General features: G+C 70.3%; 25 protein-coding genes. 3 read left to right on the forward strand and 22 right to left on the reverse strand.

Annotated elements, in window-relative coordinates; translation table 11 throughout:
• Positions 1-3 precede the first annotated feature (3 nt).
• From def to mihF, 8 genes are all read right to left on the reverse strand, one after another.
• Positions 4-549, reverse strand: coding sequence for a peptide deformylase (def, locus tag HJ588_RS18415; RefSeq protein ID WP_171158367.1), 546 nt, complete (start codon positions 547-549; stop codon positions 4-6).
• Positions 550-560: 11 nt separating this feature from the next.
• Positions 561-1,238 carry an HAD-IA family hydrolase gene (locus HJ588_RS20085; RefSeq protein WP_171158369.1) on the reverse strand — a complete coding sequence of 226 codons (678 nt, stop codon included), beginning with the start codon at positions 1,236-1,238 and terminating at the stop codon, positions 561-563.
• A 33-nt stretch (positions 1,239-1,271) separates the two neighbouring features.
• Positions 1,272-3,374 carry a primosomal protein N' gene (locus HJ588_RS18425; protein ID WP_171158371.1) on the reverse strand — a complete coding sequence of 701 codons (2,103 nt, stop codon included), beginning with the start codon at positions 3,372-3,374 and terminating at the stop codon, positions 1,272-1,274.
• Between the two features lie 153 nt (positions 3,375-3,527).
• Entirely contained in the window at positions 3,528-4,748 is a 1,221-nt protein-coding gene (gene metK / locus HJ588_RS18430; RefSeq protein ID WP_171158373.1) for a methionine adenosyltransferase, read from the reverse strand.
• 67 nt (positions 4,749-4,815) lie between these two features.
• Positions 4,816-6,030, reverse strand: coding sequence for a bifunctional phosphopantothenoylcysteine decarboxylase/phosphopantothenate--cysteine ligase CoaBC (gene coaBC, locus HJ588_RS18435; protein WP_171158375.1), 1,215 nt, complete (start codon positions 6,028-6,030; stop codon positions 4,816-4,818).
• 79 nt (positions 6,031-6,109) lie between these two features.
• The gene (gene rpoZ, locus HJ588_RS18440) at positions 6,110-6,373 is read right to left on the reverse strand and encodes a DNA-directed RNA polymerase subunit omega (protein ID WP_171158377.1); all 264 of its coding nucleotides are present in this window, start codon (positions 6,371-6,373) and stop codon (positions 6,110-6,112) included.
• Positions 6,374-6,435: 62 nt separating this feature from the next.
• On the reverse strand, positions 6,436-7,038 hold the full coding sequence (gmk, locus tag HJ588_RS18445) for a guanylate kinase (protein WP_171158379.1): 603 nt from the start codon (positions 7,036-7,038) through the stop codon (positions 6,436-6,438).
• Positions 7,035-7,361 carry an integration host factor, actinobacterial type gene (mihF, locus tag HJ588_RS18450; RefSeq protein WP_171158382.1) on the reverse strand — a complete coding sequence of 109 codons (327 nt, stop codon included), beginning with the start codon at positions 7,359-7,361 and terminating at the stop codon, positions 7,035-7,037. Before mihF ends, gmk begins: the two co-directional genes overlap by 4 nt.
• A 212-nt stretch (positions 7,362-7,573) precedes the next feature.
• Here mihF and HJ588_RS18455 point away from each other — a divergent pair, with 212 nt between their 5' ends.
• Positions 7,574-8,956, forward strand: coding sequence for an MFS transporter (locus HJ588_RS18455; RefSeq protein WP_171158384.1), 1,383 nt, complete (start codon positions 7,574-7,576; stop codon positions 8,954-8,956).
• Between the two features lie 735 nt (positions 8,957-9,691).
• On the opposite strand, the gene HJ588_RS18460 is transcribed toward HJ588_RS18455, so the two are convergent.
• A complete protein-coding gene (locus HJ588_RS18460) occupies positions 9,692-11,332 on the reverse strand; it encodes an HNH endonuclease signature motif containing protein (RefSeq protein ID WP_171158386.1) in 1,641 nt (546 codons plus the stop codon).
• A gap of 387 nt (positions 11,333-11,719) precedes the next feature.
• On the opposite strand from HJ588_RS18460, the gene HJ588_RS20230 reads away from it, so the two are divergent.
• A complete protein-coding gene (locus tag HJ588_RS20230; RefSeq protein WP_425483564.1) occupies positions 11,720-12,022 on the forward strand; it encodes a GNAT family N-acetyltransferase in 303 nt (100 codons plus the stop codon).
• On the opposite strand, the gene HJ588_RS18470 is transcribed toward HJ588_RS20230, so the two are convergent.
• From HJ588_RS18470 to HJ588_RS18530, 13 genes are all read right to left on the reverse strand, one after another.
• Positions 12,007-12,567, reverse strand: a complete 561-nt coding sequence (locus tag HJ588_RS18470) for a hypothetical protein (RefSeq protein ID WP_171158388.1) — start codon at positions 12,565-12,567, stop codon at positions 12,007-12,009. The genes HJ588_RS20230 and HJ588_RS18470 overlap by 16 nt on opposite strands.
• Before the next feature lie 60 nt (positions 12,568-12,627).
• Positions 12,628-13,500, reverse strand: a complete 873-nt coding sequence (gene pyrF / locus HJ588_RS18475; protein ID WP_171158390.1) for an orotidine-5'-phosphate decarboxylase — start codon at positions 13,498-13,500, stop codon at positions 12,628-12,630.
• Positions 13,493-14,464 (reverse strand): beta/alpha barrel domain-containing protein, encoded by a 972-nt coding sequence (locus tag HJ588_RS18480; RefSeq protein WP_171158392.1) that lies wholly within the window; start codon positions 14,462-14,464, stop codon positions 13,493-13,495. The genes pyrF and HJ588_RS18480 overlap by 8 nt, the downstream gene beginning before the upstream one ends.
• A complete protein-coding gene (locus tag HJ588_RS18485; RefSeq protein ID WP_171158394.1) occupies positions 14,461-15,297 on the reverse strand; it encodes an iron-sulfur cluster-binding protein in 837 nt (278 codons plus the stop codon). The genes HJ588_RS18480 and HJ588_RS18485 overlap by 4 nt, the downstream gene beginning before the upstream one ends.
• A gap of 7 nt (positions 15,298-15,304) precedes the next feature.
• Positions 15,305-18,610: a carbamoyl-phosphate synthase large subunit gene (carB, locus tag HJ588_RS18490; RefSeq protein ID WP_171158396.1), complete on the reverse strand. Its 3,306-nt coding sequence runs from the start codon at positions 18,608-18,610 to the stop codon at positions 15,305-15,307.
• A gap of 1 nt (position 18,611) precedes the next feature.
• A complete protein-coding gene (gene carA / locus HJ588_RS18495; RefSeq protein ID WP_171158399.1) occupies positions 18,612-19,781 on the reverse strand; it encodes a glutamine-hydrolyzing carbamoyl-phosphate synthase small subunit in 1,170 nt (389 codons plus the stop codon).
• Positions 19,778-21,079: a dihydroorotase gene (locus HJ588_RS18500; RefSeq protein ID WP_246242758.1), complete on the reverse strand. Its 1,302-nt coding sequence runs from the start codon at positions 21,077-21,079 to the stop codon at positions 19,778-19,780. The genes carA and HJ588_RS18500 overlap by 4 nt, the downstream gene beginning before the upstream one ends.
• A 14-nt stretch (positions 21,080-21,093) precedes the next feature.
• The gene (locus HJ588_RS18505) at positions 21,094-22,020 is read right to left on the reverse strand and encodes an aspartate carbamoyltransferase catalytic subunit (protein WP_171158403.1); all 927 of its coding nucleotides are present in this window, start codon (positions 22,018-22,020) and stop codon (positions 21,094-21,096) included.
• Complete coding sequence (gene pyrR / locus HJ588_RS18510) at positions 22,017-22,613, reverse strand: bifunctional pyr operon transcriptional regulator/uracil phosphoribosyltransferase PyrR (RefSeq protein ID WP_171158405.1); 597 nt, start codon at positions 22,611-22,613, stop codon at positions 22,017-22,019. Before pyrR ends, HJ588_RS18505 begins: the two co-directional genes overlap by 4 nt.
• 67 nt (positions 22,614-22,680) lie before the next feature.
• Positions 22,681-23,448 (reverse strand): heparan-alpha-glucosaminide N-acetyltransferase domain-containing protein, encoded by a 768-nt coding sequence (locus HJ588_RS18515; RefSeq protein ID WP_171158407.1) that lies wholly within the window; start codon positions 23,446-23,448, stop codon positions 22,681-22,683.
• A gap of 4 nt (positions 23,449-23,452) precedes the next feature.
• The gene (gene nusB / locus HJ588_RS18520) at positions 23,453-23,935 is read right to left on the reverse strand and encodes a transcription antitermination factor NusB (protein ID WP_343036796.1); all 483 of its coding nucleotides are present in this window, start codon (positions 23,933-23,935) and stop codon (positions 23,453-23,455) included.
• A 2-nt stretch (positions 23,936-23,937) separates the two neighbouring features.
• Entirely contained in the window at positions 23,938-24,498 is a 561-nt protein-coding gene (gene efp, locus HJ588_RS18525) for an elongation factor P (RefSeq protein WP_171158409.1), read from the reverse strand.
• Between the two features lie 109 nt (positions 24,499-24,607).
• On the reverse strand, positions 24,608-25,138 hold the full coding sequence (locus HJ588_RS18530) for an O-acetyl-ADP-ribose deacetylase (RefSeq protein ID WP_171158412.1): 531 nt from the start codon (positions 25,136-25,138) through the stop codon (positions 24,608-24,610).
• Positions 25,139-25,176: 38 nt separating this feature from the next.
• Here HJ588_RS18530 and HJ588_RS18535 point away from each other — a divergent pair, with 38 nt between their 5' ends.
• The gene (locus HJ588_RS18535; RefSeq protein ID WP_171158414.1) at positions 25,177-26,244 is read left to right on the forward strand and encodes a heparan-alpha-glucosaminide N-acetyltransferase domain-containing protein; all 1,068 of its coding nucleotides are present in this window, start codon (positions 25,177-25,179) and stop codon (positions 26,242-26,244) included.
• Positions 26,245-26,254: the final 10 nt, after the last annotated feature.

The raw sequence follows: 26,254 nt of genomic DNA on the forward strand, positions 1-26,254 counted from the left end.
GGTTCAGCCCTCGAAGGTCGGGTTGGCGTGCGGGCTGTCGCGGACGATCGGGCCCGGCAAGCCGGCCCACTCGGCGGCGCGGATCTCCTTCAGCGCCAGCTTGCGCTGCTCCTTGTCGAGCCGGTCGATGAAGAGAATGCCGTCGAGGTGGTCAGTCTCGTGCTGGATGCAGCGCGCCATCAGGTGGCTGCCCTCGATCGTGAGCGGTTCGCCATACATGTCGAAACCCTGGGCGACCGCGCGCAGCGCGCGCGGCGTCGGCCACGCGAAGTCGGGGATCGACAGACAACCCTCGTCGTCGACCTGCTGCTCGGCCGACAGGTCGAGGTCGGGGTTGACGAGGTGACCGAGCTCGCCGTCGATGTAGTAGGTGAAGACCCGCAGCCCGACGCCGAGCTGCGGCGCCGCGAGCCCCGCGCCCGGGGCGTGCATCATCGTGTCGGTGAGGTCCTTGACGAGGGTGCGCAACTCCTTGTCGAAGTCGACGACGGGCGCGGCGGGCGTGCGCAGCACCGGGTCTCCGTAGAGCCGGATCGGGGTCACAGACATCGGCGCAATCCCTACTCTTGTCCGACCGGCAGGCCGCGCACCAGCAGGTCGGCGCGCAGCTCCTCGGGCGAGGTGAAGGCGATCGCGTCCATGCCCGCGACCGCGGCCGCCTGCACGTTGGCGAGGCTGTCGTCGATGAAGATGCAGTCGTCGAGGCCGCCGACGTGCCGCACGCGCTCCTCGAGCACCTCGAAGATCTCCGGGTCCGGCTTGGCGACGCCCTCCTCCCCGGAGACCACGATGTCCTCGAAGTAGTCGAGGAAGTCGAAGCGGTCCAGCGCGATCGGGAACGTCTCCTCCGGCCAGTTGGTCAGCGCGAACAACGGCACGTCGGCCGCATGCAGCTGCTTGAGTATGGCGACGGTTCCGTCCACCGGACCGCGCAGCGCATGCTCGAAATTGGCTCGGTACGAACGGATTTCGTCGGCCAGCTCGGGATGCTTGGCGATCGCGTCGGCTTCGCCGTCGGCGAAGCTGCGGCCGGCGTCCTGGGCGAGGTTCCACGACGCGAAGTCGAAACCGGAATCGTGCAGGAAATGGCGGGCCCGCTCGGGGCCGACACCGGCGGCGATCGCCGGCAGCGGGTCCCACCGGATCAGCACGTTGCCGAGGTCGAAGACGACGGCGTCGACGGGCGCCGGGTCGAGGTTCGGCCGGTCGCCGCGGTCGGCGGTCTGCTGGTCTGTCACCCGGCAGACCCTATCGACGCCGGGGCGGCATGCCTAAAGCAGTGCACCGCTCGGGTCGACCCGCACGGTGACGGTGCCGGGGGTCTTGCGGGCGCTGCGGCCGGCGCGGGCGGCCATCACCGCGCGTGCCGCGGCCGGACCGTGCGCCAGCGGGGCGCGCAGCAGCAGGCGTGCGCCGCCCTCGGGCGCTCCGGGGCCGCCGTCGAGCGGCAGCGGGCCGAGGCGTTCGACGGTGATGCCGTCGGGCAGCGCGTGGTCGACCGCGTCGGCGAACGCGGTCAGGTCGGCGATCGCGCCGGTCAGGGCAGCGACCCACTGCGCCGGAGGCAGCTGCAGCTCGCGCCGCTCGGCGAGTTCGCGGGCCGCGAAGGTGTGGGGCGCCCAGCGCACGACCGACTCCACGGCGGGCTGGGGCGCGTCGGTCGCCACCCCGCAGACGACCACGGTGCCCCCGGCTCGCGAGGGCCGGGTGAGCGCGGCCGCCGCCAGCCAGCGGCGCAGCGTCTCCTCCCCCGCGTCCAGCGCGGGCCGGTCGAGCAGCGCCCAGCCGTCGAGCAGCAGCGTTGCGGCATACCCGCCGTCGGCCACCGGCTCCGCACCCGGCGTCGCGATCACCAGCGCCGGGCCCGAGTCGACGCGCGCGACGATCTCGCCGGCACCGGACCGCACCACCTCGACGCCGGGGAACGCCCGGCCCAGCTCCTCGGCGGTGCGGCGGGCACCGACCACGGCCGCGCGCAGCCGGTCGGCCCCGCACTCGGTGCAGCGCCAGGGCTCCGCGACCCGGCCGCACCACCGGCACACCGGGGGCCCGTCGGCGCTGCGCAGGCCGAGCGGCCCGTGGCAGTGCCCGCAGCGCGCCAGGGTGCGGCAGTGGGCGCAGCGCAGCGTGGGCAGGTAGCCGCGGCGCGGCACCTGCACCAGCACCGGACCGGCCCGCAGCGCCTCGTGCGCCGCCGACCACGCCACCGGCGGCAGGTGCGCGTGTGCGGCCGCACCGGCCCGCTCCACCTGCACGTCGTCGCCCGCGACGATCACCCGCGGCAGATCGCCCCGGGCCGGCCGGGACTCGACCGACTGCACCACGCCGTCGTCCAGCCACTGCTGGACCGCGACCGATCGGGCGAAGCCGCCGAGCAACAGCGCCGCGTGCTCGCGCCGGGCGCGGAGGCGCAGCACCTCCCTGGTCTGTGCGTATGGCGAGCGCGGCTCGGCCAGCAGGTCGTCCCCGTCGTCCCAGCACGCGACCAGGCCGAGATCGCGCACCGGCGCCCACGCGGCGGCGCGAGTGCCGACCACGCAACGCACGTGGCCGCGCAGGATCTTCAGCCACGCGGTGTAGCGCGCCTGCGGGCCCTGCTCGGCGGTGAGCCGCACGTGCCCGTCCTCGCCGAGTTGCGCGACAAGCGCGCGCTCGACGCGGTCGACGTCGCGGTGGTCGGGCACGACGATCAGCACCCCGCGGCCGCCGGAGAGCGTCGCCCGGGCGGCCTCGGCCAGCGCCGCGGGCCAGTCCTGGGCGTCGTGGGCGTCCTGCGCGCTCGGCGCGGCGAGCCAGCTGGCCGCCGGGTCGCCACCGTCGGCCAACCGGCGCAGGAAGGCGGCACCGGCCGGATAGCGTTGCCACGCAACGCCATCCGGCACCTCAGGTCGCTCGAAGGGCGGGGTGTCCTTGGCGTCGAGGGCCTTCTCCGCCGCCGCGTGACGCGGTGGCACGGCGAGCCGCAGCACGTCGGCGAGCGGGCCGGCGTAGTGGTCGGCCACCTGTCGGGCGGCGTCGAGCACGGCGGGGGTCAGCACCGGCTCCGGGCTCACCACCCGGCGCAGCGGGGTCAGCCGGCCGACGTGCTCGGCGGTCTCGGCGCGGGCGACCACGAAGCCGCCCGCCTCCTTGCCGGCGAAGCGCACCTTGACCCGCACCCCCGGCTGCGCCGCCTCGGCGAGGTCCGCGGGCACGGCATATTCAAACGGCCGGTCCAGGTGCGGCAGCGGCACGTCGAGGACCACGCGCGCGACCGGCAATTGCACTGCCGGGTCACCGGTTTCGGCCGCCGGCTGCTTCGGTCTGGCGGCCGAGTGCAGCAGCTGGAGCTGCTCCGTCGTCGCCCGGTGCGGCGCGTCGTCGGAGTCGGGCATGCCCCTTGTTATACGCGACGGCACCGACACCCGAAGGTGCCGGTGCCGGTGATCTCGCGTGTGCGGGGTGATCTCGATACGCGGCTCGTTCCTCGCCGCTACTCGATCGGCGTGGCTCGGCGTTCCTCGCCGCTACTCGATCAGCGTTTGTGGTCAGCCCTTGACGGCGCGCTGCAGGTCCTCGACCTTGTCGGTGCGCTCCCAGGTGAAGGCGTTCTCGACACCGTCGGCCTTGGTGCGGCCGAAGTGACCGTAGGCGGCGGTCGGCTTGTAGATCGGGCGGAGCAGGTCCAGCTCCTCCACGATCGCGGCCGGGCGCAGGTCGAAGACCTCGTTGATCGCGGCCTGGATCTTGTCCAGGGGCGCGGTCTCGGTGCCGAAGGTCTCGACATACAGGCCCACCGGCTGCGCCTTGCCGATCGCGTAGGCGACCTGCACCTCGCAGCGGTCGGCGAGGCCGGCGGCGACGACGTTCTTGGCGACCCAGCGCATGGCGTATGCCGCCGAGCGGTCCACCTTCGAGGGGTCCTTGCCGGAGAAGGCGCCACCGCCGTGGCGGGCCATGCCGCCGTAGGTGTCGACGATGATCTTGCGGCCGGTGAGGCCGGCGTCGCCCATCGGGCCGCCGATCTCGAAGACGCCGGTCGGGTTGATCAGCTTGCGGTAGCCCGAGGTGTCGAGGGTGTTGCCGCTCGCGGCGAGCTCCTCGAGGACGGGCTTGATGACGTGGGTGTCGATGTCCGGCTCGAGCATCCCGTCGAGGGAGATGTTGGGCGCGTGCTGGGTGGACAGCACCACGGTGTCGAGGCGGACCGCCTTGTCGCCGTCATACCCGATGGTGACCTGGGTCTTGCCGTCCGGACGCAGGTAGGCCAGCTCGCCGCTCTTGCGGACGCTGGTGAGCCGCTCGGAGAGGCGGTGGGCCAGGAAGATCGGCAGCGGCATCAGCTCGGCGGTGTCCGAGCAGGCGTAGCCGAACATCAGGCCCTGGTCGCCGGCACCCTGGCTGTCGCGCTGGTCGGTGCCGCCCTCGGTGCGGTGCTCGTGGGCGGTGTCGACGCCCTGGGCGATGTCGGGCGACTGCTCGCCGATGGAGATCGACACGCCGCAGGAGTGGCCGTCGAAGCCCTTGAGCGACGAGTCGTAGCCGACCTCGACGATCGTGTCGCGCACCAGCTTGGCGATCGGCACGTAGCTGTTCGTCCGGACCTCACCGGCGACGTGCACCAGACCGGTGGTCACCATCGTCTCGACGGCGACGCGGGAGCTCGGGTCCTCGGCGAGCATCGCGTCGAGGATGGAGTCGCTGATCTGGTCGCAGATCTTGTCGGGGTGTCCCTCGGTGACGGATTCGGACGTGAAGAGTCGTGCCACGTTGGTGTGCTCCTTTGTTGCAGCGGCTGCTGGCTGAGGTCCGGATCCGGACCGCCGGTTCGCGAGTTTAGACCGTCTCGATCTGATCCTGTATGGCGTCCCACACAGCCGACGCCAGCGTGCGTTTGTCGGCCGGACCGATGACGTTCTCGTCGCCGCCGTCGCGGCGCAGAATCCGGATGGTGGCGCTGTCCTGCCCGAAGGTGACGCCCGGACCGACCTCGTTGACGACCTGCAGGTCGCTGCCCTTGCGGGCGAACTTGGCACGGGCGTGCTCCATCACCGAGCCGCTGGCGTCGCCGGTCTCGGCGGCGAAGCTGACGATGAACGGTGTGCGGCCCTCGCCGCGGGCATCGACGAGCCCGCGCACGATGTCGGGGTTTTCGACCAGGTCGAGGTCGAGCCCGGTGCCGGAGCCGGACTTCTTGATCTTGTGGTCGGCATAGGCCGCCGGGCGGAAGTCGGCCGGAGCTGCGGCCATGACGACCACGTCGGCGTCGCGGGCGGCGGCGGTGACCGCCTCCTGCAGCTCGAGGGTGGTCTCGACCTCGACGACCTCGACCGCGGGCGGCACCGGCAGCGTGGCGTTGACGCTGACGAGGGTGACGGCGGCGCCGCGTTGCGCGGCGACCTCCGCGAGCGCGTAGCCCTGTTTGCCGCTGCTGCGGTTGCCCAGGTAGCGCACCGGGTCGATGGGTTCGCGGGTGCCACCGGCGGAGACGACCACCTTGCGGCCGGCGAGCGGCGCGGACCGGTCGGCGCCCGCGACACCGAGCGCGAAGTCGGCGATGTGCTCCGGCTCGGGCAACCGGCCCGGCCCGGTGTCGACGCCGGTGAGCCGGCCCGAGTCGGGGTCGAGCACGTGCACGCCGCGTTCGCGCAGGGTCGCGACGTTGGCGACGGTCGCCGGGTGCTGCCACATCTCGGTGTGCATCGCCGGCGCCAGCACGACCGGACAGCGCGCGGTGAGCAGGGTGTTGGTCAGCAGGTCGTCGGCCAGGCCGTGCGCGGCCTTGGCCAGCAGGTCGGCGGTGGCCGGCGCGACGATGACCAGGTCGGCGCTCTTGCCCAGCCGGACGTGCGGCACGTCCTCGACCCGCGTCCACACGTCGTCGGCGACCGGCTTTCCGGAGAGAGCCGCCCAGGTGGGGGCCCCGACGAAGTGCAGGGCCGCGGCCGTCGGGATGACGGTGACGTCGTGGCCGGCTTCCTTCAGCAGGCGCAGCAGCAGGCACGCCTTGTAGGCGGCGATGCCGCCGCTGACGCCGAGAACGATCCGCATCGAGGGTGTCGAGGTGTCGGGGTTGTCGAAGACGTGATGTGGCTGAGGGTGGGTGCGGGCTGACCCGACGACCCGGGCCTCAGGCCTCGATCTTCTCGATCGAGAGCAGGCCGTCGTTGACCTCGCGCAGCGCGACCGACAGCGGCTTGTCGTTGACCTGGCTGTCGACGAGCGGGCCGACATACTCCAGCAGGCCCTCGGACAGCTGCGAGTAGTAGGCGTTGATCTGCCGCGCACGCTTGGCGCCGTAGATGACCAGCGCGTACTTGGAGTCGGCGACCTTCAGCAGGTCGTCGATCGGCGGGTTGGTGATGCCCTCGGGGGCAGCCTTGGTGCCAGACACGAAAGAACTCTCGTTTCGTCGGTGGTGGTTCGGTGGTGGTGGTTCGGGTCGCAGCGGACGCGTCAGGGGACGCAGATGTGCTGCTGCATCAATTGTACGAGTTCCTCGGCGGCCCGCTGCACGTCGTCGTTGATGATCGTCGTGTCGAACTCCGATCGGGCGGCGAGCTCGCGCCGTGCGGTGTCGAGCCGCACGGTCCGCTCCGCCTCGGTCTCGGTGCCGCGCCCGACCAGCCGGCGGACGAGTTCGTCCCAGCTCGGCGGGGCGAGAAAGACGAAGTAGGCCTCGGGCATCTGCTCGCGCACCTGCCGGGCGCCCTGCAGGTCGATCTCGAGCAGCGGGAGCTTGCCCTCCGCTGCCGCCCGCAGCACCGGCTCACGCGGGGTGCCGTAGCTCGCCCGGCCGTGCACGACCGCGTGCTCCAGGAACTCCCCCGCCGACACCATCGCCTCGAACCGCTCGTCGGTGATGAAGTGGTAGTGCTTGCCGTCGACCTCACCCGGGCGCGGCGACCGGGTCGTCGCCGACACCGAGAGCCACACCTCCGGATAGTGATCGCGGATGTATGCCGACACGGTGCCCTTGCCGACCGCGGTCGGACCGGCCAGCACGACCAACGGGGCGCAGGTCTTCTGCTCCGTCTCCGGTGTGGTGCCAGAAGTCACGAATTCTGTTCCCGTTCAAAGTGTTCCAGCAGGTGCTGCACCTGGTTGGCGCCGAGGCCGCGGACTCGCCGGGTCTCGGCGATGCCGATCTCGGCCATGATCTGACGGGCCCGCACCCGGCCGACGCCGGGCATCGACTCCAGCAGCGCGGACACCTTCATCTTGCCGATGACCTCGTTGTCCTTGCCGGCCTCGATCACCTCGCGCAGCGAACCCTGCGCATACTTCAGGCGGTTCTTGACCTCGGCCCGTTCCCGTCGCGCTGCAGCGGCCTTGGCGAGTGCTTCGGCGCGCTGTTCCGGCGTCAACTGGGGTAGGGCCACGGGTACTTCTCCTGCGTCGTCCGGCGGAACGGGTGGGTGACGGACGGCCGTCCGCGACCGGGCCACCCGCACCCGGCGAACCTAGCGACTGAACGGTGCGTTCGGCAACGCGGCCCGACACGCGCACCCCGCGGCCCTGGCGGGCGAGCACTGATCTCGTTAAGGTCGGGCGCCGTTGCCCATGTGACGTCAATGGACCCGGAGTTGATTCGGTGAGTTCCACTCACCCGACCACGAAGACCGTCCCGCCCTCCACCTTGCGACGTGCCGTCGCCGCCTCCGCCCTCGGCAATGCCGTCGAATGGTTCGACTACGGCATCTACGCCTACGGAGTCACGCACATCAGCAAGGCGTTGTTCCCCTCGGGGTCCGACGACGCAGTGGCGTTCACCCTGCTGGGGTTCGCGCTGTCCTTCCTGATCCGCCCCATCGGCGGCTTCTTCTGGGGTCCGCTCGGCGACAAGATCGGGCGCAAGCGGGTGCTGGCCATGACGATCCTGCTGATGGCGGGATCGACGGTGCTGGTGGGCGTGATCCCGTCATACGAAACAATCGGGATCTGGGCCCCCGTGCTGCTCTACACGCTGCGCATGCTGAAGGGCTTCTCGACCGGCGGTGAGTATGGCGGTGCGGCGACCTTCATGGCGGAGTATGCGCCGGACAAGCGCCGCGGCTTCTGGGGCAGCTTCCTGGAGTTCGGCACGCTCGGCGGCTTCAGCGCCGGCGCGCTGATCATGCTGCTGCTGATCAACGTGCTCGACACCTCGCAGATGGACAGCTGGGGCTGGCGCATCCCGTTCCTGATCGCCGGGCCGCTCGGCCTGATCGGCAGCTACCTGCGCTCGAAGATGCAGGACACCCCGATCTACCGCGAGTTGGAGGAGAAGGACGAGGTCGAGGACAACCCGGCCCGCACGCTGCGCGACCTGGTCGCCAAGTATTCGCCGCAGATCTTCCAGCTGACCGGTCTGGTGCTGGCCCTCAACGTCGCCAACTACACGCTGATCAGCTACATGCCGACCTATCTGCAGGACGCGGTCGGACTGTCCGACAACGGCGCGCTGATCGTGCCGATCATCGGTCAGCTGCTGATGATGGCGGTGCTGCCGTTCCTCGGCGCGCTGTCCGACCGGGTGGGCCGCAAGCCGATGTGGGCGACGTCGCTGATCGGTCTCGGGATCATGTCGGTGCCGATGTTTGCGCTGATGGGCACCGGCACCGGCGGGGCGGTCGTCGGGTTCGCGGTGCTCGCGCTGCTCTACGCGCCGCAGCTGTCGACGATCTCGGCCACCTTCCCGGCGTTCTTCCCCACGCACGTGCGTTATGCGGGGCTCGCGCTCAGCTACAACGTGTCGACGTCACTCTTCGGTGGCACCGCTCCCCTGGTGAACGACCGGCTGATCAGCTGGACCGGCGACAACCTCTGGCCCGCCTACTACATGGTGATCGCCTGCGTCATCGGTCTGGCCGCACTGTGGTTTGTGATCGAGACGAAGGGAGTCTCGTTGCGCGGCACCGAGATCCCCGGCACGCCCGAGGCCGAGGAGGAAGCCGCTGCCGACGCGGCCGGCGCCTCCAGCTCGCGCATCCCGTAAGAGGTGGTGACACCCACGTCACGCTCGCTTACGAGATGAGCGCCTCCCGCATCTCGTTAAGCGATGGTGACCCCAGCGTCACGGTTGCTTACGAGACGAGGCCGCAAGCACGCTGACCACCTCACTCCCCGCATCTCGTAAGTAGAAGTGTCGCCAGCGTCACGGTTGCTTACGAGACGAGGCCGCCCGCGCGACCAGCGCCCCACTTCGCGCGTCCCGTAAGCGATGGTGATCCCAGCGTCACAGTTCCTTACGAGACGAGCGCCTCCCCGCATCCGTAAGCGATCGTGACCCCAGCATCACGGTTCCTTACGAGACGAGCGCCTCCCCGCATCCCGTAAGCGATGGTGACCCCAGCATCACGGTTCCTTACGACGAGACGAAGCCGCCCGCGCGACCAGCGCCCCACTCCCCGCTTCTCGTAAGCGATGGTGACCCCCGCATCACGGCTGCTTACGAGACGAGGCCGCCCGTGCGACCAGCGCCCCACTCCCCGCATCCCGTAAGCGATGGTGACCCCCGCATCACGGCTGCTTACGAGACGAGACCGCCCGCGCGACCAGTGCCCGCGCCCGCATCTCGTAAGCGATGGTGACCCCAGCGTCACAGTTCCTTACGAGACGAGACCACCCGCGCGACCAGCGCCCCACTTCCCGCATCTCGTAAGCGGAAGTGACGCCAGCGTCACGCTCTCTTACGAGATGAGCGCCTGGCGGCCCCTCACGAGATGAGCAGTCACGCCGTACTGGCGCGTGGCGCGGGTTGGTCGCCGGGGCGGGTGAGGTAGGTGTACCCGCCGGGGCTGATCCAGGTGCAGCTGCCGTCGTGGGTCATCGTGACCTGCCAGCCGCCTTCGTGCTTGGCGCGGTGGTGGTGCCGGCAGAGGCACTGCAGGTTGAAGGCAGCTGTCGGGCCGTCGGGATAACGGACAACGTGGTCGATGTCGGTCATCGTGGCCGGCCGGGTGCAACCGGGGAAACGGCAGTGCTGGTCGCGGGTGCGGATGTGCCGGGCGAGCCTAGCGCCGGGCGTGTAGGAGTGGCAGGCGGTTTCGGCAACGACACCGGTCGCGGAGTCGACCAGTGCACGGCTTGCCGTGGTGCCGAGCAAACCAGCGAGAGCGCGGACTGCGTCGGCGGGAACGGTGCCGATGCCGGGGACGAGCACGTCACCGATCGAGCACTGCGGTGTGCGGTCAGGCGGCTCGCCCGGTGGACCGAGATACAAACCCGGTGTCGCGAGGAGGCGTTCGACCTCTTCCTCGAGCAGCGCCTCGGGTGTGTGGTGGACGTAGTCGAGCCAGTCGTCGAGGTCCGCCGGGTCCGGGATCGCCGCGGCATCGGTGGTGGCGACGCCGCCGATGGTCATGAGTTGTCGATGACGCGCGTCGATGTCGGCGACCTGGTCCAGGTAGTCCTCGGCAGTGATTGGGGACTCGGCGCCGACCTGCACGTGCACCTGACCCGCCGATTGCGCCGGCTCCTTGGAGTCGTCGCCCGCTGCGGCACCGGGCGCAACTGTGCCGGACGGGGCGGATGGGGTGTGGAACGGGACGTGCAGCACCAACTCGGTCCTCACCTGCACGTCGGAAAGCAACAGGTCGGTCAGGGCGTCGAGCCGGTGCTCGCCGATGGTCTTGCCGGTGGTCGTCGATTCGTTGAGCAGGCGGGCGTGGGTGTTGATGGCTGCCATCACCTTTGCCGCATCCAACGCCGGCATGACGGCGGTGAGGCTGGACATGCCCGGCTCCCAGTGCGGTTCGCAGGTGACGTTGGTGCACTCACGGCGACGATCCACCGCGGCCCGGTCGGCCTCCACCGGTGCGTGCTTGGCCCGGAGCCGTCGCGCCCTCCGGGTGAGTTTGGTGGAGGTCCACGCTTCGGGGTCCTCATCGAGCAGCTGATCCTCGATGACGCTGGCGACGGCCGGTCCATCTGCGAGCACGCCGGCAACGGCGGCGACCTTGCGGCCGTCCATGACGCCGGCTCCGGCACGATCCAACAGGCGCGGTGCGTGCCGGACGGCGTCGCCGGCTTCGACGAGCCGATTACCGGCTTGCCGATCGGACCAGCCCAGCCGGGCACCGACTTCCAACGGGGTCCAGCTGTCCGGGCAGTCCGGATGCTTGCGCAACTCGTTGGCTGCCAGCCGATCCAGGCACACGGTCTGCGTCGCCCAGGCGGAGTTTTGCACCTGCTGCGTCGCGCGCACCCGGTCGAGCAACTCGACGTCCGACGGGCCGGCGGCGTCTGCTCCTGCGTCATCCCTCACCGTGTCGAACGCGGCCCGCAGCAACACCTGCGCAGCCTCCAAGAGCTCGCCGGTGGAGGCACCGGAGATCACCTCTGGGGTGAGTGCTCGGTGCAGGTCCGCCATACCCCACATCATACACCTGTTCGAACGCCGTAGAAAGTGATTCGCTGAGTCGATTGCGAGCATTTGCAGTCTGATTCACCCCTCACGTGGCTCCCCTGCTCGCTGCCACCTCCCCAACTCGTGAGCGATAGTGACCCCAGCGCCACGGGTGCTGACGAGATGCGCCTGCAGCCCAGCAGACTGTGCACATGCATCTCGAGCCCCGCCCAGCAACCGCCGCTGACGCCCCGGCCATCCACGAGCTGCGCCGGACGCTCGCGATCGGACTGCTCGATCGCGGCATCGATCAGTGGCGCCCCGGACGATGTCCCGCTGGAAACCATCCGAGCGCAGGTCGCCGCCGGAGAATGGTTCGTCGTCGCCGGCACGGGCACGATCATCGGGACCGTGCGCTACCTGCATCGCGACGACGACGTCTGGCCCGGCGACGAGACCCCGGCGGCATACGTGCACGGGCTCATGCAACGTGACGCACCCGGGCTCGGCGCACACCTGCTCCGCTGGGCCGCACGACGCGCCGCCGACGAGGGCCACTCCCGGCTCCGGCTCGACTGTGTCGACACGAACCACGCTCTGCGCAATTACTATGCAGCGCAAGGATTTCGGGAGGTCGGACGCCGCGCCTTCGAGGACCGGCAGTGGCACCCGGTGGCGCTCTTCGAGAAGCCAGTCGCTCAGGCTACGACGTAGTCGAGCAGGTCGGCGATCGGTGGTGGCACCCGATCGAGCGGTATGGCGCCGGCGGCCTCGCCCGCGAAGAGTTCCTTGCGGCCGGAGGTCGTCCCCACGAAGCGGTGCAGCTGGTCGACGATGGGCTGGGACTGCCAGGCCGGCTGCCGGCAGAAGGTGGCGAAGCGCTCGCCGAGCCCGAGGCGGTCGAGCAACGACATACACCCCGGGACGCCGAGCCCGCGGATGAGTTCGTCCTCCAGGTCGCGATCGCACACGAAGAAGCCGCGCGCCGCGAGATCGCCCATCACCTGCACGTCGGGGTGGAAGCGCCGCAGCGCACGCACCACCACGTCGACCTCGCCTCGGTCGCAGAGCCCCGCGGCGCGGGTGACCTCCGGCCGGATGCTGAGCCGCTCGAGGCGGCCACCGATGTTGGTCACACCGCCGAGGTCGACCAGCTCCACCCCGTCCAGCTCGCCCGCGGCACGCCTGCGAGCGAATGACGCGACGGCGACGACGTCACTGCGCCCCTCGAGCAGGACGACGGTCGGTGGCGGTGGCACCCGCTCATCCTGCGCCGAACGACGTGGGGGCGCCACCGAATTCACTCGGTCAGCTGGCGTTCAGTCTGTCAGCTCCCGCGCCTCGTCCTGCACGCGCCGCAGCGCGTCACGCAGCGAGTCCACGTCCGGACCCGCCGCGAGCACCGCCCGCGATGTCGTCGGGAGCACCAGCCGGCTCGCCGCCCCGAAGCCGGCGGCGATGTCGCCGATTGTGGCGCCCTGAGCGCCGAAACCGGGCGCCAGCAACGGTGCCCGCGAGTCGAGCAGCCGCTCGGTCAGCCCGAGGGCGGCGATGTCCTTGCCCACGGTCGCGCCGACCACCATCCCGACATCGCCGAACTCACCGGCCGCGGCGAGAGCGTTGTGTTCGCCGACCGCGTCGATCACGGCTCCGGCGACGGTCTCGCCCTCCCAGGTCGCGTGCTGGACGGACGCGCCCTCCGGGTTCGACGTCAGCGCGAGCACGAAGACACCCCGTCCCGTGCGGGCCGCGATGTCCAAAGCCGGTGTGAGAGAACCGAATCCGAGGTAGGGGCTCACCGTGACGGCATCGGCACGCAGCGGCGAGTCGTCGCCGAGATATGCCTCGGCATACGCCTGCATGGTGGAGCCGATGTCCCCGCGCTTGATGTCGAGGAGGCTGAGCGTGCCGGTCTCGCGCAGACCGCAGAGCGTGTCCTCGAGCACCTCCACACCAGCGGCGCCGAAGCGCTCGAAGAACGCTGACTGCGGCTTCACCATCGCGACCGCGCCACCGAACGCATCGACCGCGGTCTCGGCGAACCGGCGCAGCCCGCGCACCGACACCGGCAGCTCCCACTGCTCCAGCAGCGACGGATGCGGATCGATGCCCACACAGATCGGCCCGTGCTCGCCGATCGCCGCACCGAGCCGAATGCCGAAGGGTTCCAACGGTTTTGGTGTGTCAGTCATGATGTGCCCGCCCGATCAGATCTTTCACAGATGGTATGCCGAGCCGCTCGCACTCCGCGAGCAGGCCCGTGCTGACCCGCTCCGCGGCGGAGGGGTCGTGAAGGAGTGCGCTGCCCAGCTGGACCGCCGACGCACCGGCCGCCAGCGCCTGCACCGCGTCCCCCGCGTGAGCGATGCCGCCGACCGCCACGACGGCGACATTGGGCAGTCTCCCGGACAGCACCGCTGCCCGCAGGTCCCACACCGCCCGCAGCGTGATCGGCAGGATGGCCGGCCCGGACAGGCCCGTCACGTCGGGCGTCAGGCGGGGCCGCAGCGTCGGCAGATCGATCGCAAGAGCCCGCAGCGGACTGGTCACCACCAGCCCGGTGGCGCCGGATTTCACACAGCCCCGGGCGATTTCGACCAGATCGTGCACGTCCGCGCTCAGCTTGGCGAAGAGCGGCAGGTCGCGCGGCAGCTGCTCCCGCACCCGCGCGATGACCTTGGTCGCCCCGAATGCGTCGTGCGCGAACGGCCGGCCGTCGTTCTTGCGGTCGCCGCACGCGAGGTTGACCTCGACGCCCGCGACCCGTCGCATCAGGCTGCGGCGGCGCAACTGGTCGGCGGCCTCGGCATACGCGCCGGAGAGGTTGCCGGCCAGCGACACGATCACCGGTGGCACGCCCTCCGCGTCCCACGGCAGCCGCGTCGCCTCGAGTTGGCCGGTGCCGATGCTCGGCCGGTCGGTCGGCGACACCAGACCACTCGGCACCTCGAGCAGCACACCGCGATGGTCCGACGACTGCGTGCGGGCGGTGAGCGACGGCGTGACGATCGCGGAGAGGTCACCGCCGCGCCCGAGGCGCAGCAACTCGTGCCCGAACCCGCAACATCCCGAGGCGCCGATGACCGGGGTGCGCAGCGCCAGCCCACCGGCGTTGACCGTCAGATCGACTGGTGCAGAGGCGGATTGGGCCGTCACCGCGCGCCTTCCCACAGCTCCGACACATAGCGATCCCACTGCACCAGATCACCGCGTATGACGGCACCTTCGGTGCAGCAGCGAATCGTGCGACCGATGCCGTCCGATCCGGTCACCGGCACCTCGCAACTGCCGCACAGCCCGGTGCCGCACGGCATCGCCTCGTCGAGCAGCGCCTGCACGGTGACCCCGAACGGCCGGGCCACCTCGACGACCGCGGACAGCTCGGCGGCGCGAGCCGCGGCATACACCACGGAGATCTCGGTCGCCCGCAGCGTGCGCTGCAGCTCGTCGCGCAGCACGGGCAGCAGACCGCTCGGGCCGGGAGTCACCACCGACACCGTCCCGATCACCCGCCGTGCCTCGATGACCCCGACCAGGTGGCGGTCGGTCTCGCCCGCGAGCATCAGCTCCACCCGGCAGCCGCGATCGCGCAGCGCGGTCGACAGCCAGCCGAGCGGCGCGGCGGACGCGCCCACCCCGAGCACCATCGCGTCGACGCCGTGTGCCGGCAGCGGAAAGGCCCGGCCGAGCGGCCCGATCACGTCCACCTCGTCGTGCACCCGCAGACCCGCGAGCCAGCGCATCCCGGCATCCCGCGCGGGATCGACCACCACCTCGATGGTGCCGCCGTAGGTGCCGCTCGGGGTGATCGCCGCGAGCGGCAGCGTGCGTCGCCCGACCAACGCCGACGTGCGGCCGCCGACGGCGAACGAGGCGAGCTGCCCGGGCCGGGCCCGGTCTGCCAGCTCCGGCACCACGATCGTGTGATGCTGGAAGGCGCCCATCCGCCGGCTCGCGATCAGCTCACCGCGCGCCTCGACCACCGTCATCGCCGGCTCAGACGCGGTCGAACAGGCCGAGGTCGCGCGCGTGGTGCTGCAACGGCTTGACCCGCACCGGACCGGCCAGCTGCGCCTCGATGCCCTGCACCGCGGCGGCCAGCTGCTGCACGGTGGTGATGATCGGCCGGTCCATGCTGGTGGTCGCCGCGCGGATCGCGTAGCCGTCGGCGCGCGCGCCCTGCCCGGACGGGGTGTTGACCACCATAGCGACCTCACCGGCGAGGATGCGGTCGACGATCGTCGGCTCACCCTCCGGGCCCCTGCCGTCGCTGTGCTTGCGCACGACTTCGGCATGAATCCCGTTGCGGCGCAGCACATCCGCGGTGCCAGAGGTCGCGAGGATGTCGAACCCGAGGTCGGCCAGTCGCTTCATCGGGAAGATCATCGCGCGCTTGTCGCGATTGGCGACCGACACGAAGATCGCGCCCTTGCGAGGCAGGCCGGTCACGGACCCGAGCTGGCTCTTGGCGAACGCCGCGCCGAAGTCGTCGTCGATGCCCATGACCTCACCGGTCGAGCGCATCTCCGGGCCGAGCAGGCTGTCGACGACCTGACCCTGCTTGGTGAGGAACCGCTTGAACGGCAGCACCGCCTCCTTGACCGCAATCGCCGCGTCGGGCGGCAGCATCCCGCCGTCGACGTGAGCCGGCAGCATGCCCTCGTCGCGCAGCTGCTGGATCGAGTCGCCGAGCATCACCCGCGCGGCAGCCTTGGCGAGCGGCACCCCGGTCGCCTTCGCGACGAACGGAATCGTCCGGCTGGCACGGGGATTGGCCTCGAGCACGTAGAGAGTGTCGTGCGCCAGCGCGAACTGCACGTTGATCAGACCGCGCACACCGACGCCCTCGGCGAGCGCGCGAGTGGAGCTGCGCACGCGCTCGATCTCCTCCGCTCCGAGAGTGACCGGGGGTAGCGTGCACGCCGAGTCGCCGGAGTGGATGCCGGCCTCCTCGATGTGCTCCATGATGCCGCCGAGATACATGTCCGTGCCGTCGAAGAGAGCGTCGACATCGATCTCGATCGCGTCGTCGAGGAACCGGTCGACCAGCACCGGGTGCTCGCTCGATGCCTGCGTCGCGCGAGTCACGTAGTCGCTGAGCGTCGCGTCGTCATACACGATCTCCATGCCGCGGCCGCCGAGCACGTATGACGGGCGCACCAGCACCGGGTAGCCGATCTCGCGCGCCACCTCCAGCGCCTCCTCGACGCTGTATGCCGTGCCGTGCTTCGGGGCCGGCAGGCCCGCCTCGGCGAGCACCCGCCCGAATGCGCCGCGGTCCTCGGCCAGGTCGATCGCCTCCGGCGTGGTGCCGACGATCGGGACGCCCTCGTCCTTGAGCGCCTGCGCCAGACCGAGCGGCGTCTGACCGCCGAGCTGCACGATGACGCCCGCGATCGGACCGGCCTCCTGCTCGGCGTGCACCACCTCGAGCACGTCCTCCAGGGTGAGCGGCTCGAAGTAGAGCCGGCTGGAGGTGTCGTAGTCGGTGGACACGGTCTCCGGGTTGCAGTTGACCATGATCGTGTCGAATCCCTTGTCCTGCAGGGCAAACGACGCGTGCACGCAGGAGTAGTCGAACTCGACACCCTGGCCGATGCGGTTGGGGCCCGAGCCGAGGATGATCACCGCGGGACGCTCGCGCGGCTCGACCTCCGACTCCTGGTCGTAGCTGGAGTAGTAGTAGGGCGTCTTGGCCGCGAACTCCGCGGCGCAGGTGTCGACGGTCTTGTAGACCGGGCGCACGCCGAGCGCGTGCCGCACGCCGCGGACGACCGCCTCCGGCATGCCGGTCAGCTGCGCGATCTGCGCGTCGGAGAAGCCGTGGTGCTTGGCGAGCTTGAGCAGCTCCGGGGTCAGCTGGTCAGCCTCCCCGATGAGCTCGGCCACCTTGTTGATCAGCTCGATCTGGTCGAGGAACCACGGGTCGATCTTGGTCGCCTCGTGCACCTCCTCGACGCTCAGGCCGGAGCGAAGCGCCTGCTGCACCAGCACGATACGGCCGTCGGTCGGGGTGGTCGCCTGCTGCAGGAGAGCCCGACCCATCTCGGGCGTCGGCTTGTCATCGGGCCGCCAGTGGAAGCTCGCGCCGGACCGCTCCATCGACCGCAACGCCTTCTGCAGCGCCTCGGTGAAGTTGCGGCCAATCGACATCGCCTCACCGACCGACTTCATGGTCGTGGTGAGGGTGGGGTCGGCGGCCGGGAACTTCTCGAAGGCGAAACGCGGCACCTTGACCACGACGTAGTCCAGGGTCGGCTCGAAGCTCGCCGGAGTCTCCCGGGTGATGTCGTTGGGCACCTCGTCGAGGGTGTAGCCGATCGCCATCTTCGCGGCGATCTTGGCGATCGGGAATCCCGTTGCCTTGGAGGCCAATGCCGACGAACGCGACACCCGCGGGTTCATCTCGATCACGATGATCCGGCCGTTCTCGGGGTTGACCGCAAACTGGATGTTGCAGCCGCCGGTCTCGACACCGACCTCGCGGATCACCTTGATGCCGATGTCACGCAGCCGCTGGTATTCGCGGTCGGTCAGGGTCAGCGCCGGCGCGACCGTGATCGAGTCTCCGGTGTGCACCCCCATCGGGTCGAGGTTCTCGATGGAGCAGACCACGACCACATTGTCGGCGTGGTCGCGCATGACCTCGAGTTCGTATTCCTTCCAGCCGAGGATCGACTCCTCCAGGAGCACCTCGGTGGTCGGGCTCGCCTGCAGGCCGGCGCCGGCGATGCGGCGCAGGTCTTCCTCGTCATACGCGAATCCGGAGCCGAGGCCGCCCATGGTGAACGACGGGCGGACGACCATCGGGTAGCCGAGTTCCTCTGCGGCAGCGAGACATTCGTCCATCGTGTGACAGATGATCGACTTCGCCGACTCTGCACCGCAGCGCTCGACCACGCCCTTGAACCGTTCGCGGTCCTCGCCGAGCTCGATCGCCTCGACGTTGGCGCCGATCAACGGGCAGTCGTACTTCTCCAGCACCCCCGCGTCGTGCAGCGCGATGGCAGTGTTGAGCGCCGTCTGGCCGCCCAGGGTCGCCAGCACCGCGTCCGGGCGTTCCTTGGCGATGATCGCCTCGACCACCTCGGGGGTGATGGGCTCCACGTAGGTCGCGTCGGCGAACTCCGGGTCGGTCATGATCGTCGCCGGGTTGGAGTTGACCAGCACCACGCGGATGCCCTCGGCACGCAGCACCCGGCACGCCTGGGTGCCGGAATAGTCGAATTCGCAGGCCTGCCCGATGACGATCGGCCCGGAGCCGATGACGAGCACGCTCTTGATGTCGTCCCGTTTGGGCATGTCAGTTCTTCTCCATCAGTTCCACGAAACGATCGAACAGGTATGCCGCGTCGTGCGGACCGGCCGCGGCCTCCGGGTGGTACTGCACCGAGAACGCCGGCAGGTCAAGGCATTCCAGCCCCTCCACGACGTCGTCGTTGAGGCCGATGTGCGACACGCGCACGCGTCCGAAGGAGGCATCCGCCGGCGCCGTGACCGGCTCGCCGTCGCGCGGCGCGTCGACTGCGAAGCCATGGTTGTGCGCGGTGATCTCGACCTTGCCGGTCTTGCGGTCCAGCACCGGCTGGTTGATGCCGCGGTGGCCGTACTTCAGCTTGTAGGTGCCGAAACCCAGTGCGCGGCCCAGCAATTGGTTGCCGAAGCAGATGCCGAAGAACGGCACCTTCGCCGCGAGCACCTCCCGCAACACCTCCACCTGGGGCGCGGTCGCCGGGTCGCCGGGACCGTTGGAGAAGAAGACGCCGTCCGGCTGCACCGCGCGGATCGTCTCGAAGCTGCTGTCGGCGGGCAGCACGTGCACCTCGATGCCGTGCTGCGCCATCAGGTGCGGGGTCATGCCCTTGATCCCGAGGTCGAGCGCAGCCACGGTGAAGCGCTTCTCCCCTTGCGCCGGTATGACGTAGGCCTCGCTCGTGCTCACCTGCGAGGCGAGCTCAGAGCCGGCCATCACCGGCTGGTCCTGCACCCGCTGCACGAGATCGGTTGCGGCGGCTGCGGATCCGGAGAAGATGCCGACGCGCATCGCCCCGCGTTCGCGCAGGTGCCGGGTGAGCGCCCGGGTGTCGATGCCACTGATCCCGACGACGCCCTGCTCGACCAGGTCGTCCTCGAGGGTGCGGGTGGCGCGCCAGTTGGACGGGCGCAGCGCAGGGTCGCGCACGACATACCCACTGACCCAGATCTTGCGGGACTCCCGGTCCTCGTCGTTGACGCCGGTGTTGCCGACGTGCGGCGCGGTCATCACCACGACCTGGCGGTGGTAGCTGGGGTCGGTGAGGGTCTCCTGATAGCCGGTCATCCCGGTGGAGAACACCGCCTCGCCGAAGGTCTCGCCGGTCGCGCCGTAGGACTGGCCTCGGAAGGTCGTGCCGTCCTCCAGCACCAGCGTCGCGGGCTCACGCCCCGTGAGCGGGTCGGTGGCCAGAGTGGCGTCGCGAGTGGGGGTTGTCATGCGGTGATTACCTCCTGGTCGAGCAGGGTGGCGCGTCCGCGCAGGAAGGTCGCCTGCACCTGGCCGATGAGCTTCTCGCCGTGCCACGGGTTGTTACGGGACAGCGAATGTGACTGTGCTGCATCGACTTCCACCGTCGCACTGGGGTCGATGAGCGTGAGGTTTGCCGGTTCGCCGACGGCGAGCGGCCGGCCGTGCCCGGCGAGGCCGGCGATCTCCGCCGGGCGGACGGACATCGCATCGGCCACCTGCTGCCAGGTCATCAGACCGGGCTGCACCATGACGGTATTGACGACCTGCAGCGCCTGCTCCAGCCCGAGCATCCCGAACGCCGCCTCGGCGAAGGCGTGCTCCTTGTCGTGCCGGGCGTGCGGTGCGTGATCGGTGGCGACCGCGTCGATCGTGCCGTCCGCCAACGCCGTGCGCAGCTGTTCAATGTCCTCGTCGGGACGCAGCGGCGGGTTGACCTTGTAGGTCGGGTCGTAGTCCTCGAGGCGGGACGTCGAGAGCATCAGGTGGTGCGGGGTGACCTCGGCGGTGACCGCGGTGCCCTGCGCCTTCGCCCAGCGGATCACCTCGACCGAGCCTGCGGTGGAGACGTGCGCGATGTGCACGCGCGATCCGGTGTGCCGGGCGAGCATGATGTCGCGGGCGACGATCACGTCCTCCGCGACGCCCGGCCACCCGGGCAGTCCGAGCCGTCCGGACAACTCGCCCTCGTGGCAGCAGGCCGCGCCGTCGGCCAGCCGCGGCTCCTGCGCGTGCTGCGAGACGACCCCGCCGAACGCCTTGACGTATTCCAGCGCCCGGCGCATCAGCCGCGCGTCGTGCACGCACTTGCCGTCGTCGGAGAAGACCCGCACCCCGGCACGGCTCCGCGCCATCAGGCCGAGCTCGGCCAGCGACTCACCGGCCAGGCCCTTGGACACCGCGCCGACCGGCTGCACGTCGACCAGCCCGCAGGCGCGCCCCAGATCGAAGACCCGCTCGGCGGCCTCGGCGGTGTCGGTGACCGGACTGGTGTTGGCCATCGCCAGCACCGCGGTGAAACCGCCCGCCGCTGCGGCGGCCGAGCCGGTCGACACCGTCTCGGCGTCCTCCCGTCCCGGCTCGCGCAGATGGGTGTGCAGGTCCACCAGGCCCGGCAGCGCGACCAGCCCGTCGGCGTCGACGACCGTCGCACCCTTCGGGGCGGCCTTGCCGACCGCGGCGAGCACGCCGTCCTTGATCAGCAGGTCCTGCCGTCCGCCGCCGACCAGATCGGCGCCCTTGATCAGGAATGTGTTGTGGTTGCTCATGCTCATGCTCATGCTCATGCTTCGGCCCCTCCCAGCAGGTGATACAGCACGCTCATCCGCACCGCGACCCCGGCAGACACCTGGTCGAGGATGAGCGACCGGGCCTCGTCGGCCGCGTCGGCGGTGATCTCCAGGCCGCGGTTCATCGGGCCGGGGTGGCAGATCACCGCGTGGTCGGGCAGCGCGCGCAGGCGGTCCCGGGTGAGTCCGTAACCCACGGTGTACTCACGCGGCGTCGGGAAGTAGCCCCCCGACATACGCTCCTTCTGCACCCGCAGCATCATCACCGCGTCGAGATCGGGCAGCACCTCGTCGAAGTCGTAGCCGTAGGAAAACCCTTCTGCCGCAGACCAGTTCGCGATGCCGCTCGGCATCAGCGTCGGCGGCGCGACAAGGGTCACGTCGGCGCCGAGCGTGCGCAGCAGGATCAGGTTGCTGCGCACCACCCGCGAGTGGGTCAGGTCGCCGACGATCGCGACGCGCTTGCCGGCAAGATCGCCGAGTCGCTGCTGCATCGTGTAGGCGTCGAGCAGCGCCTGCGTCGGGTGCTCGTGGGTGCCGTCGCCGGCGTTGACCACCATGGCGTCGACCCACTGGGTCACCTGGAGCGGCGCACCACTCGCGTGATGCCGTATGACGAGACCGTCGACCCCCATGGCCGCGACGGTCATCGCGGTGTCCCGCAGCGACTCCCCCTTGCTCACCGACGAGCCCTTCGCGGACACGTTGATCACGTCGGCGGACAGCCACTTACCGGCGATCTCGAAGGACGACCGGGTGCGGGTGGAGTCCTCGAAGAAAAGGTTGACGATCGTGCGGCCGCGCAGCACCGGCAGCTTCTTGACCTCACGCCGCTGCACGTCGTGCATCTGCGCGGCGGTGTCGAGGATCTGCAGAGCGTCGTCGCGGCTCAGGTTGGCCGCGGACAGCAGGTGTTTCATGACTCCCCTCCGACGATGCGCACTTCGTCGACACCGTCGTTCTCGTCGAGCCGCACCCGCACCCGTTCCGAGCGCGCGGTGGGCAGGTTCTTGCCGACGTGGTCGGCCCGGATCGGCAGCTCGCGGTGACCGCGGTCGACCAGGACCGCGAGGCGCACCGCGCGCGGCCGGCCGAGGTCGCCGAGGGCGTCGAGCGCAGCGCGCACGGTGCGGCCGGAGAAGAGCACGTCGTCGACCAGCACCACGACCTTGTCGTCGATGCCGGTGTCCGGGATCGACGTCGTGCCGACCGCGCGGGTGGGCTGGCTGCGCAGGTCGTCGCGGTACATCGTCACGTCGAGCGACCCCACCGGCACCTGCGCTTCCTCGATCTCGGCGAGCAGCCGGACCAGTCGTTGCGCGAGCGCCTCGCCGCGGGTCGGGATGCCGAGCAGCACCAGGTCGTCGGCGCCCTTGTTGTGCTCGACGATCTCGTGGGCGATGCGGCGCAGCGCGCGGGAGATGTCGCCGGCGGAGAGGACCGTGCGGCCCGGAGCGGCCTGCGCGGAGGCAGGGTCCGCAGAACCTGCATCTGAAAAGTCGGGACGCTGCATGTGCGTCACTGACCTCCTTCGCCGCCTCACGGGACGGATCGTTAAAGGATGTCGAACGCGAGCAAGGCTACCCCAGCGAGAGCAGTCCGTAGAGCACGGGCTGGTGCAGCAGATAGATCGACAGCGTGTGCCGCCCGGTCACCGCGAGCGCCCGCGTGACCGGGTCACCCGGATGCCAGATGCGCAGCCGGTGCGCCCACCCCTCCGGCTCGTATGACGCAGCAACCACCTGCCGCGTTAGCCCGATTGCCAGCAGTGTCAACGCAATCCACGGCAGCAACGGCTGCCAGTCCAATGACGGGCGGCTCCCCTCGGCGAGGCCGGTCCACGACACCCACGGTGACCGGCCGGGCAGGTGCACCACCCACGGGAGAGCGAGCGCGACGAGTGCTGCGGCATACGCGAAGACCGGCCGGAGCGTGACGAACCCGACAGTGAGCACCGACACCACGGCGATCGCGTGCAGGATGCCGAAGGTGACCAGTTCGTCGCGCTGGTAGAACCAGCTGAACGCGGTAACTGCGAGCGCGAGCACGACCAATTGCGCCTCGCGCCGCCAGAACCGGCGCCACCGGATGCCGCGGCCGTGAGCGAGCACCAAGGAGACACCGACGAGGGCGAGGAAGCTGCCGGCGATGACCCGGCCGGCGACCTTGCCCGACCGGTGGGCGTTGATCTGCCAGTCGAGGTAGCCGAGATCGCCGAGGTCCCAGATCAGGTGGAACGCCACGACCGCGAGGATCGCCACGCCGCGCGCGACGTCGACGACGGCCCAGCGGGTCGCGACGGCGGGCGGCGCGACGGCACCGGTCGGCACGGCGGCTGCCCCGGTCACCCGGTCAGACGAGGGTCTGCTTGACCGCCGCGAGCTTGTTGAGCAGTCCGCCGACGAACTTCGGCGACTGCTCGGTCGACAGCGCACCGGCCAGGCGCACCGCCTCGCTGATCACCACGGGATCGTCGATCTCGTCGTTGTAGATCAGCTCCCAGGCGGCGCCGCGCAGCAACGCGCGGTCGACCGACGGCATCCGGTCCAGCGGCCAGTCGCGGCTGTAGGTGGTGAGCGCCTCGTTGATCGCCACCCAGTTGCCGACCACGCCGCGCACGATCTGCACGGTGTAGTCGGGCAGCGGGGTCTGCGTCGTCGGCGCGGCGATGCGCTGCTCGAGCAGCGCGACGGCGTTGTCGCCGCGCTGCTCGGCCTCGAAGAGGATGTCGAGCGCCTTCTTGCGCGCCTTGCCGCGCGCCGACAGCTTCGACAGGTCGGCGCTGGTGCTGCTGACCAGCTCGTGCTGCTCGCCGCCGTCAGGGGCTGCGGGCATGGTCAGCTGACCCGCCCGAGGTAGGAGCCGTCACGGGTGTCGACCTTGACCTTGGTGCCCTGCTCCAGGAAGAGCGGCACCTGGATCTCGGCGCCGGTCTCGAGGGTCGCGGGCTTCGTGCCGCCCGAGGAGCGGTCGCCCTGCAGGCCCGGCTCGGTGTGGCTGATCTCGAGGACGACCGAGGCCGGCAGCTCGACATAGAGGACCGTGCCGTCGTGCTGGGCGACGATCGCCTCCTGGTTCTCCAGCAGGAAGTTGGCGGCCTTGCCGACCGTGTCGGCCGGGATCGGCAGCTGGTCGTAGGTCTTGGTGTCCATGAAGACGAAGTCGTTGCCGTCCTTGTAGAGGTACTGCATGTCCGACCGGTCCACGTTGGCCGTCTCGACCTTGACGCCGGCGTTGAAGGTCTTGTCGACGACCTTGCCGGACAGCACGTTCTTCAGCTTGGTGCGCACGAACGCCGGGCCCTTGCCGGGCTTGACGTGCTGGAACTCCACCACGGACCACAACTGGCCGTCGATGTTGAGCACCATGCCGTTCTTCAGGTCGTTCGTGCTTGCCACGTTCGCTCTTCTCTTTCGTGTCGTTGCCGGTGGTGCGCGGGCACAGGCGACCCGCGGAAATCAAAGGGGTATGACGGCACAGTCTAGCGGCCCGGCGCGCCGGCCCTGATCACGCCGCCGCGAGCGCAGCCTCGAAGGCCTGCAGCGCGTCGCGGGAGAACAGCGCGAACGTCACCTCGGACACCTCCGACCCCGCCGGCGAGCCGGCCGCGGTGGCCCGGACGGTCCGGGCGGCGATGCGCGCCGCGTCGTCCATCGGCCAGCCGTAGATGCCGGCGGAGATCGCCGGGAAGGCGACGCTGCGAGCGCCCAGCTCATCGGCGACCGCCAGTGAGTTGCGGTAGCAGTCGGCGAGCAGCGCCGACCGGTCCTGCCGCTTGGACCACACCGGCCCGACCGTGTGAATCACCCAGCGCGCGGGCAGCTTTCCGGCCGTGGTCGCGACCGCCTGCCCGGTCGGCAGTCCGTCGGGGAAGCGGTCGGCCCGCACCTGCTTGCACGCGGCGAGGATCTCCGGGCCACCCGCGCGGTGGATCGCGCCATCCACTCCCCCGCCGCCCATCAGCGACGAATTCGCAGCATTGACAATCGCATCCACATCGAGGGTGGTGATGTCGGCCTGAATCGCGGTCAGTCGCATCTGCTCCACGCTACGCCGCTCCGGCACAATTGCCGCTTGTGAGCGCCGCCAGCCGATCCGACGCACCGTCGCCGACGCGCGACCTCGGGCTCGACGCGGCGCGCGGCATCGCGATCGTCGCGATGGTCGTCGCGCACGCGGTGCCGTGGTTCGTCGCGCCGCAGCCGCTCCGGGCGATCATCGGTCAGGTCAACGACCTGGCCTCGCCGCTGTTCGCGCTGGTGATGGGCGTCTCGGCGGGCCTGGTGGCGCGCAGGGTCGTCGCCGCGCGGGCGCCGAGATGGCCGACCGTGGCGCAGTTCGCGGTGCGCGCGGTGCTCCTGGTCGTCATCGGTGAACTGCTCGGCAAGATCAACATCTGGATCGCGGTCGTGCTGCAGCCGCTCGGCCTGACCGCGCTGATCGGTGCGTTCGTGATGTTCCTGCGGGTGCGCTACGTCGCGGTCCTCGCGGTCGTCCTCTGGCTGCTGCAGCTGCTCAACACCTACCCGGGCAACGAGCCGAACGACGCGAGCTGGCGGCATCCGGCGCACTGGCTGCACGTCTACGTCCTCAGTGACTCCCACTACCGGGTGACCGGTCTGCTCCCGGTTTTCCTGCTCGGGCTGATCCTCGGCCGCGTCGGGCACTGCCGTCCACGCGTCCTGCGTGCGACCCTCGCGCTGGGGGTGGCCGCCGCGGCGGCCTGGGTGATCGGTCGCGCCCTGGGCTGGTCGACCTATCCCGGCCGCTTCGTCGACAACACCCACGACCTCGCGCTCAGTGCGATCGTCTTCGCGCTGGTCGGTATGGCGACAGCCGCCGCGCCACGCGCGGGCACCGTCATACGGGCTCTCATACGGACTCTGCTGCGGCCGGTCGCCACCATCGGCACCGTCGCGCTGTCGCTCTATGCCCTGCAGTTCGTGCTGATCAAGCTGCTGGTCCAGCACCCGGTCGGCTGGCTGCCCTACGGCTGGAAACCGGCCGTCGTCTTCATCGTGACGTGCCTGCTGATCGCATGGCTCTGGGCGCGGCTGATCGGCACCGGCCCGGTCGAGTGGGTGGTCAATCTGCTGAGCGGCCGGCGGCTCGTGCGTCGGCTCGGACAACGGGCCGCCGGGTAGGGCATGCTGC

It is taken from the genome of Flexivirga aerilata, from assembly GCF_013002715.1.
Lineage (GTDB): Bacteria > Actinomycetota > Actinomycetes > Actinomycetales > Dermatophilaceae > Flexivirga > Flexivirga aerilata.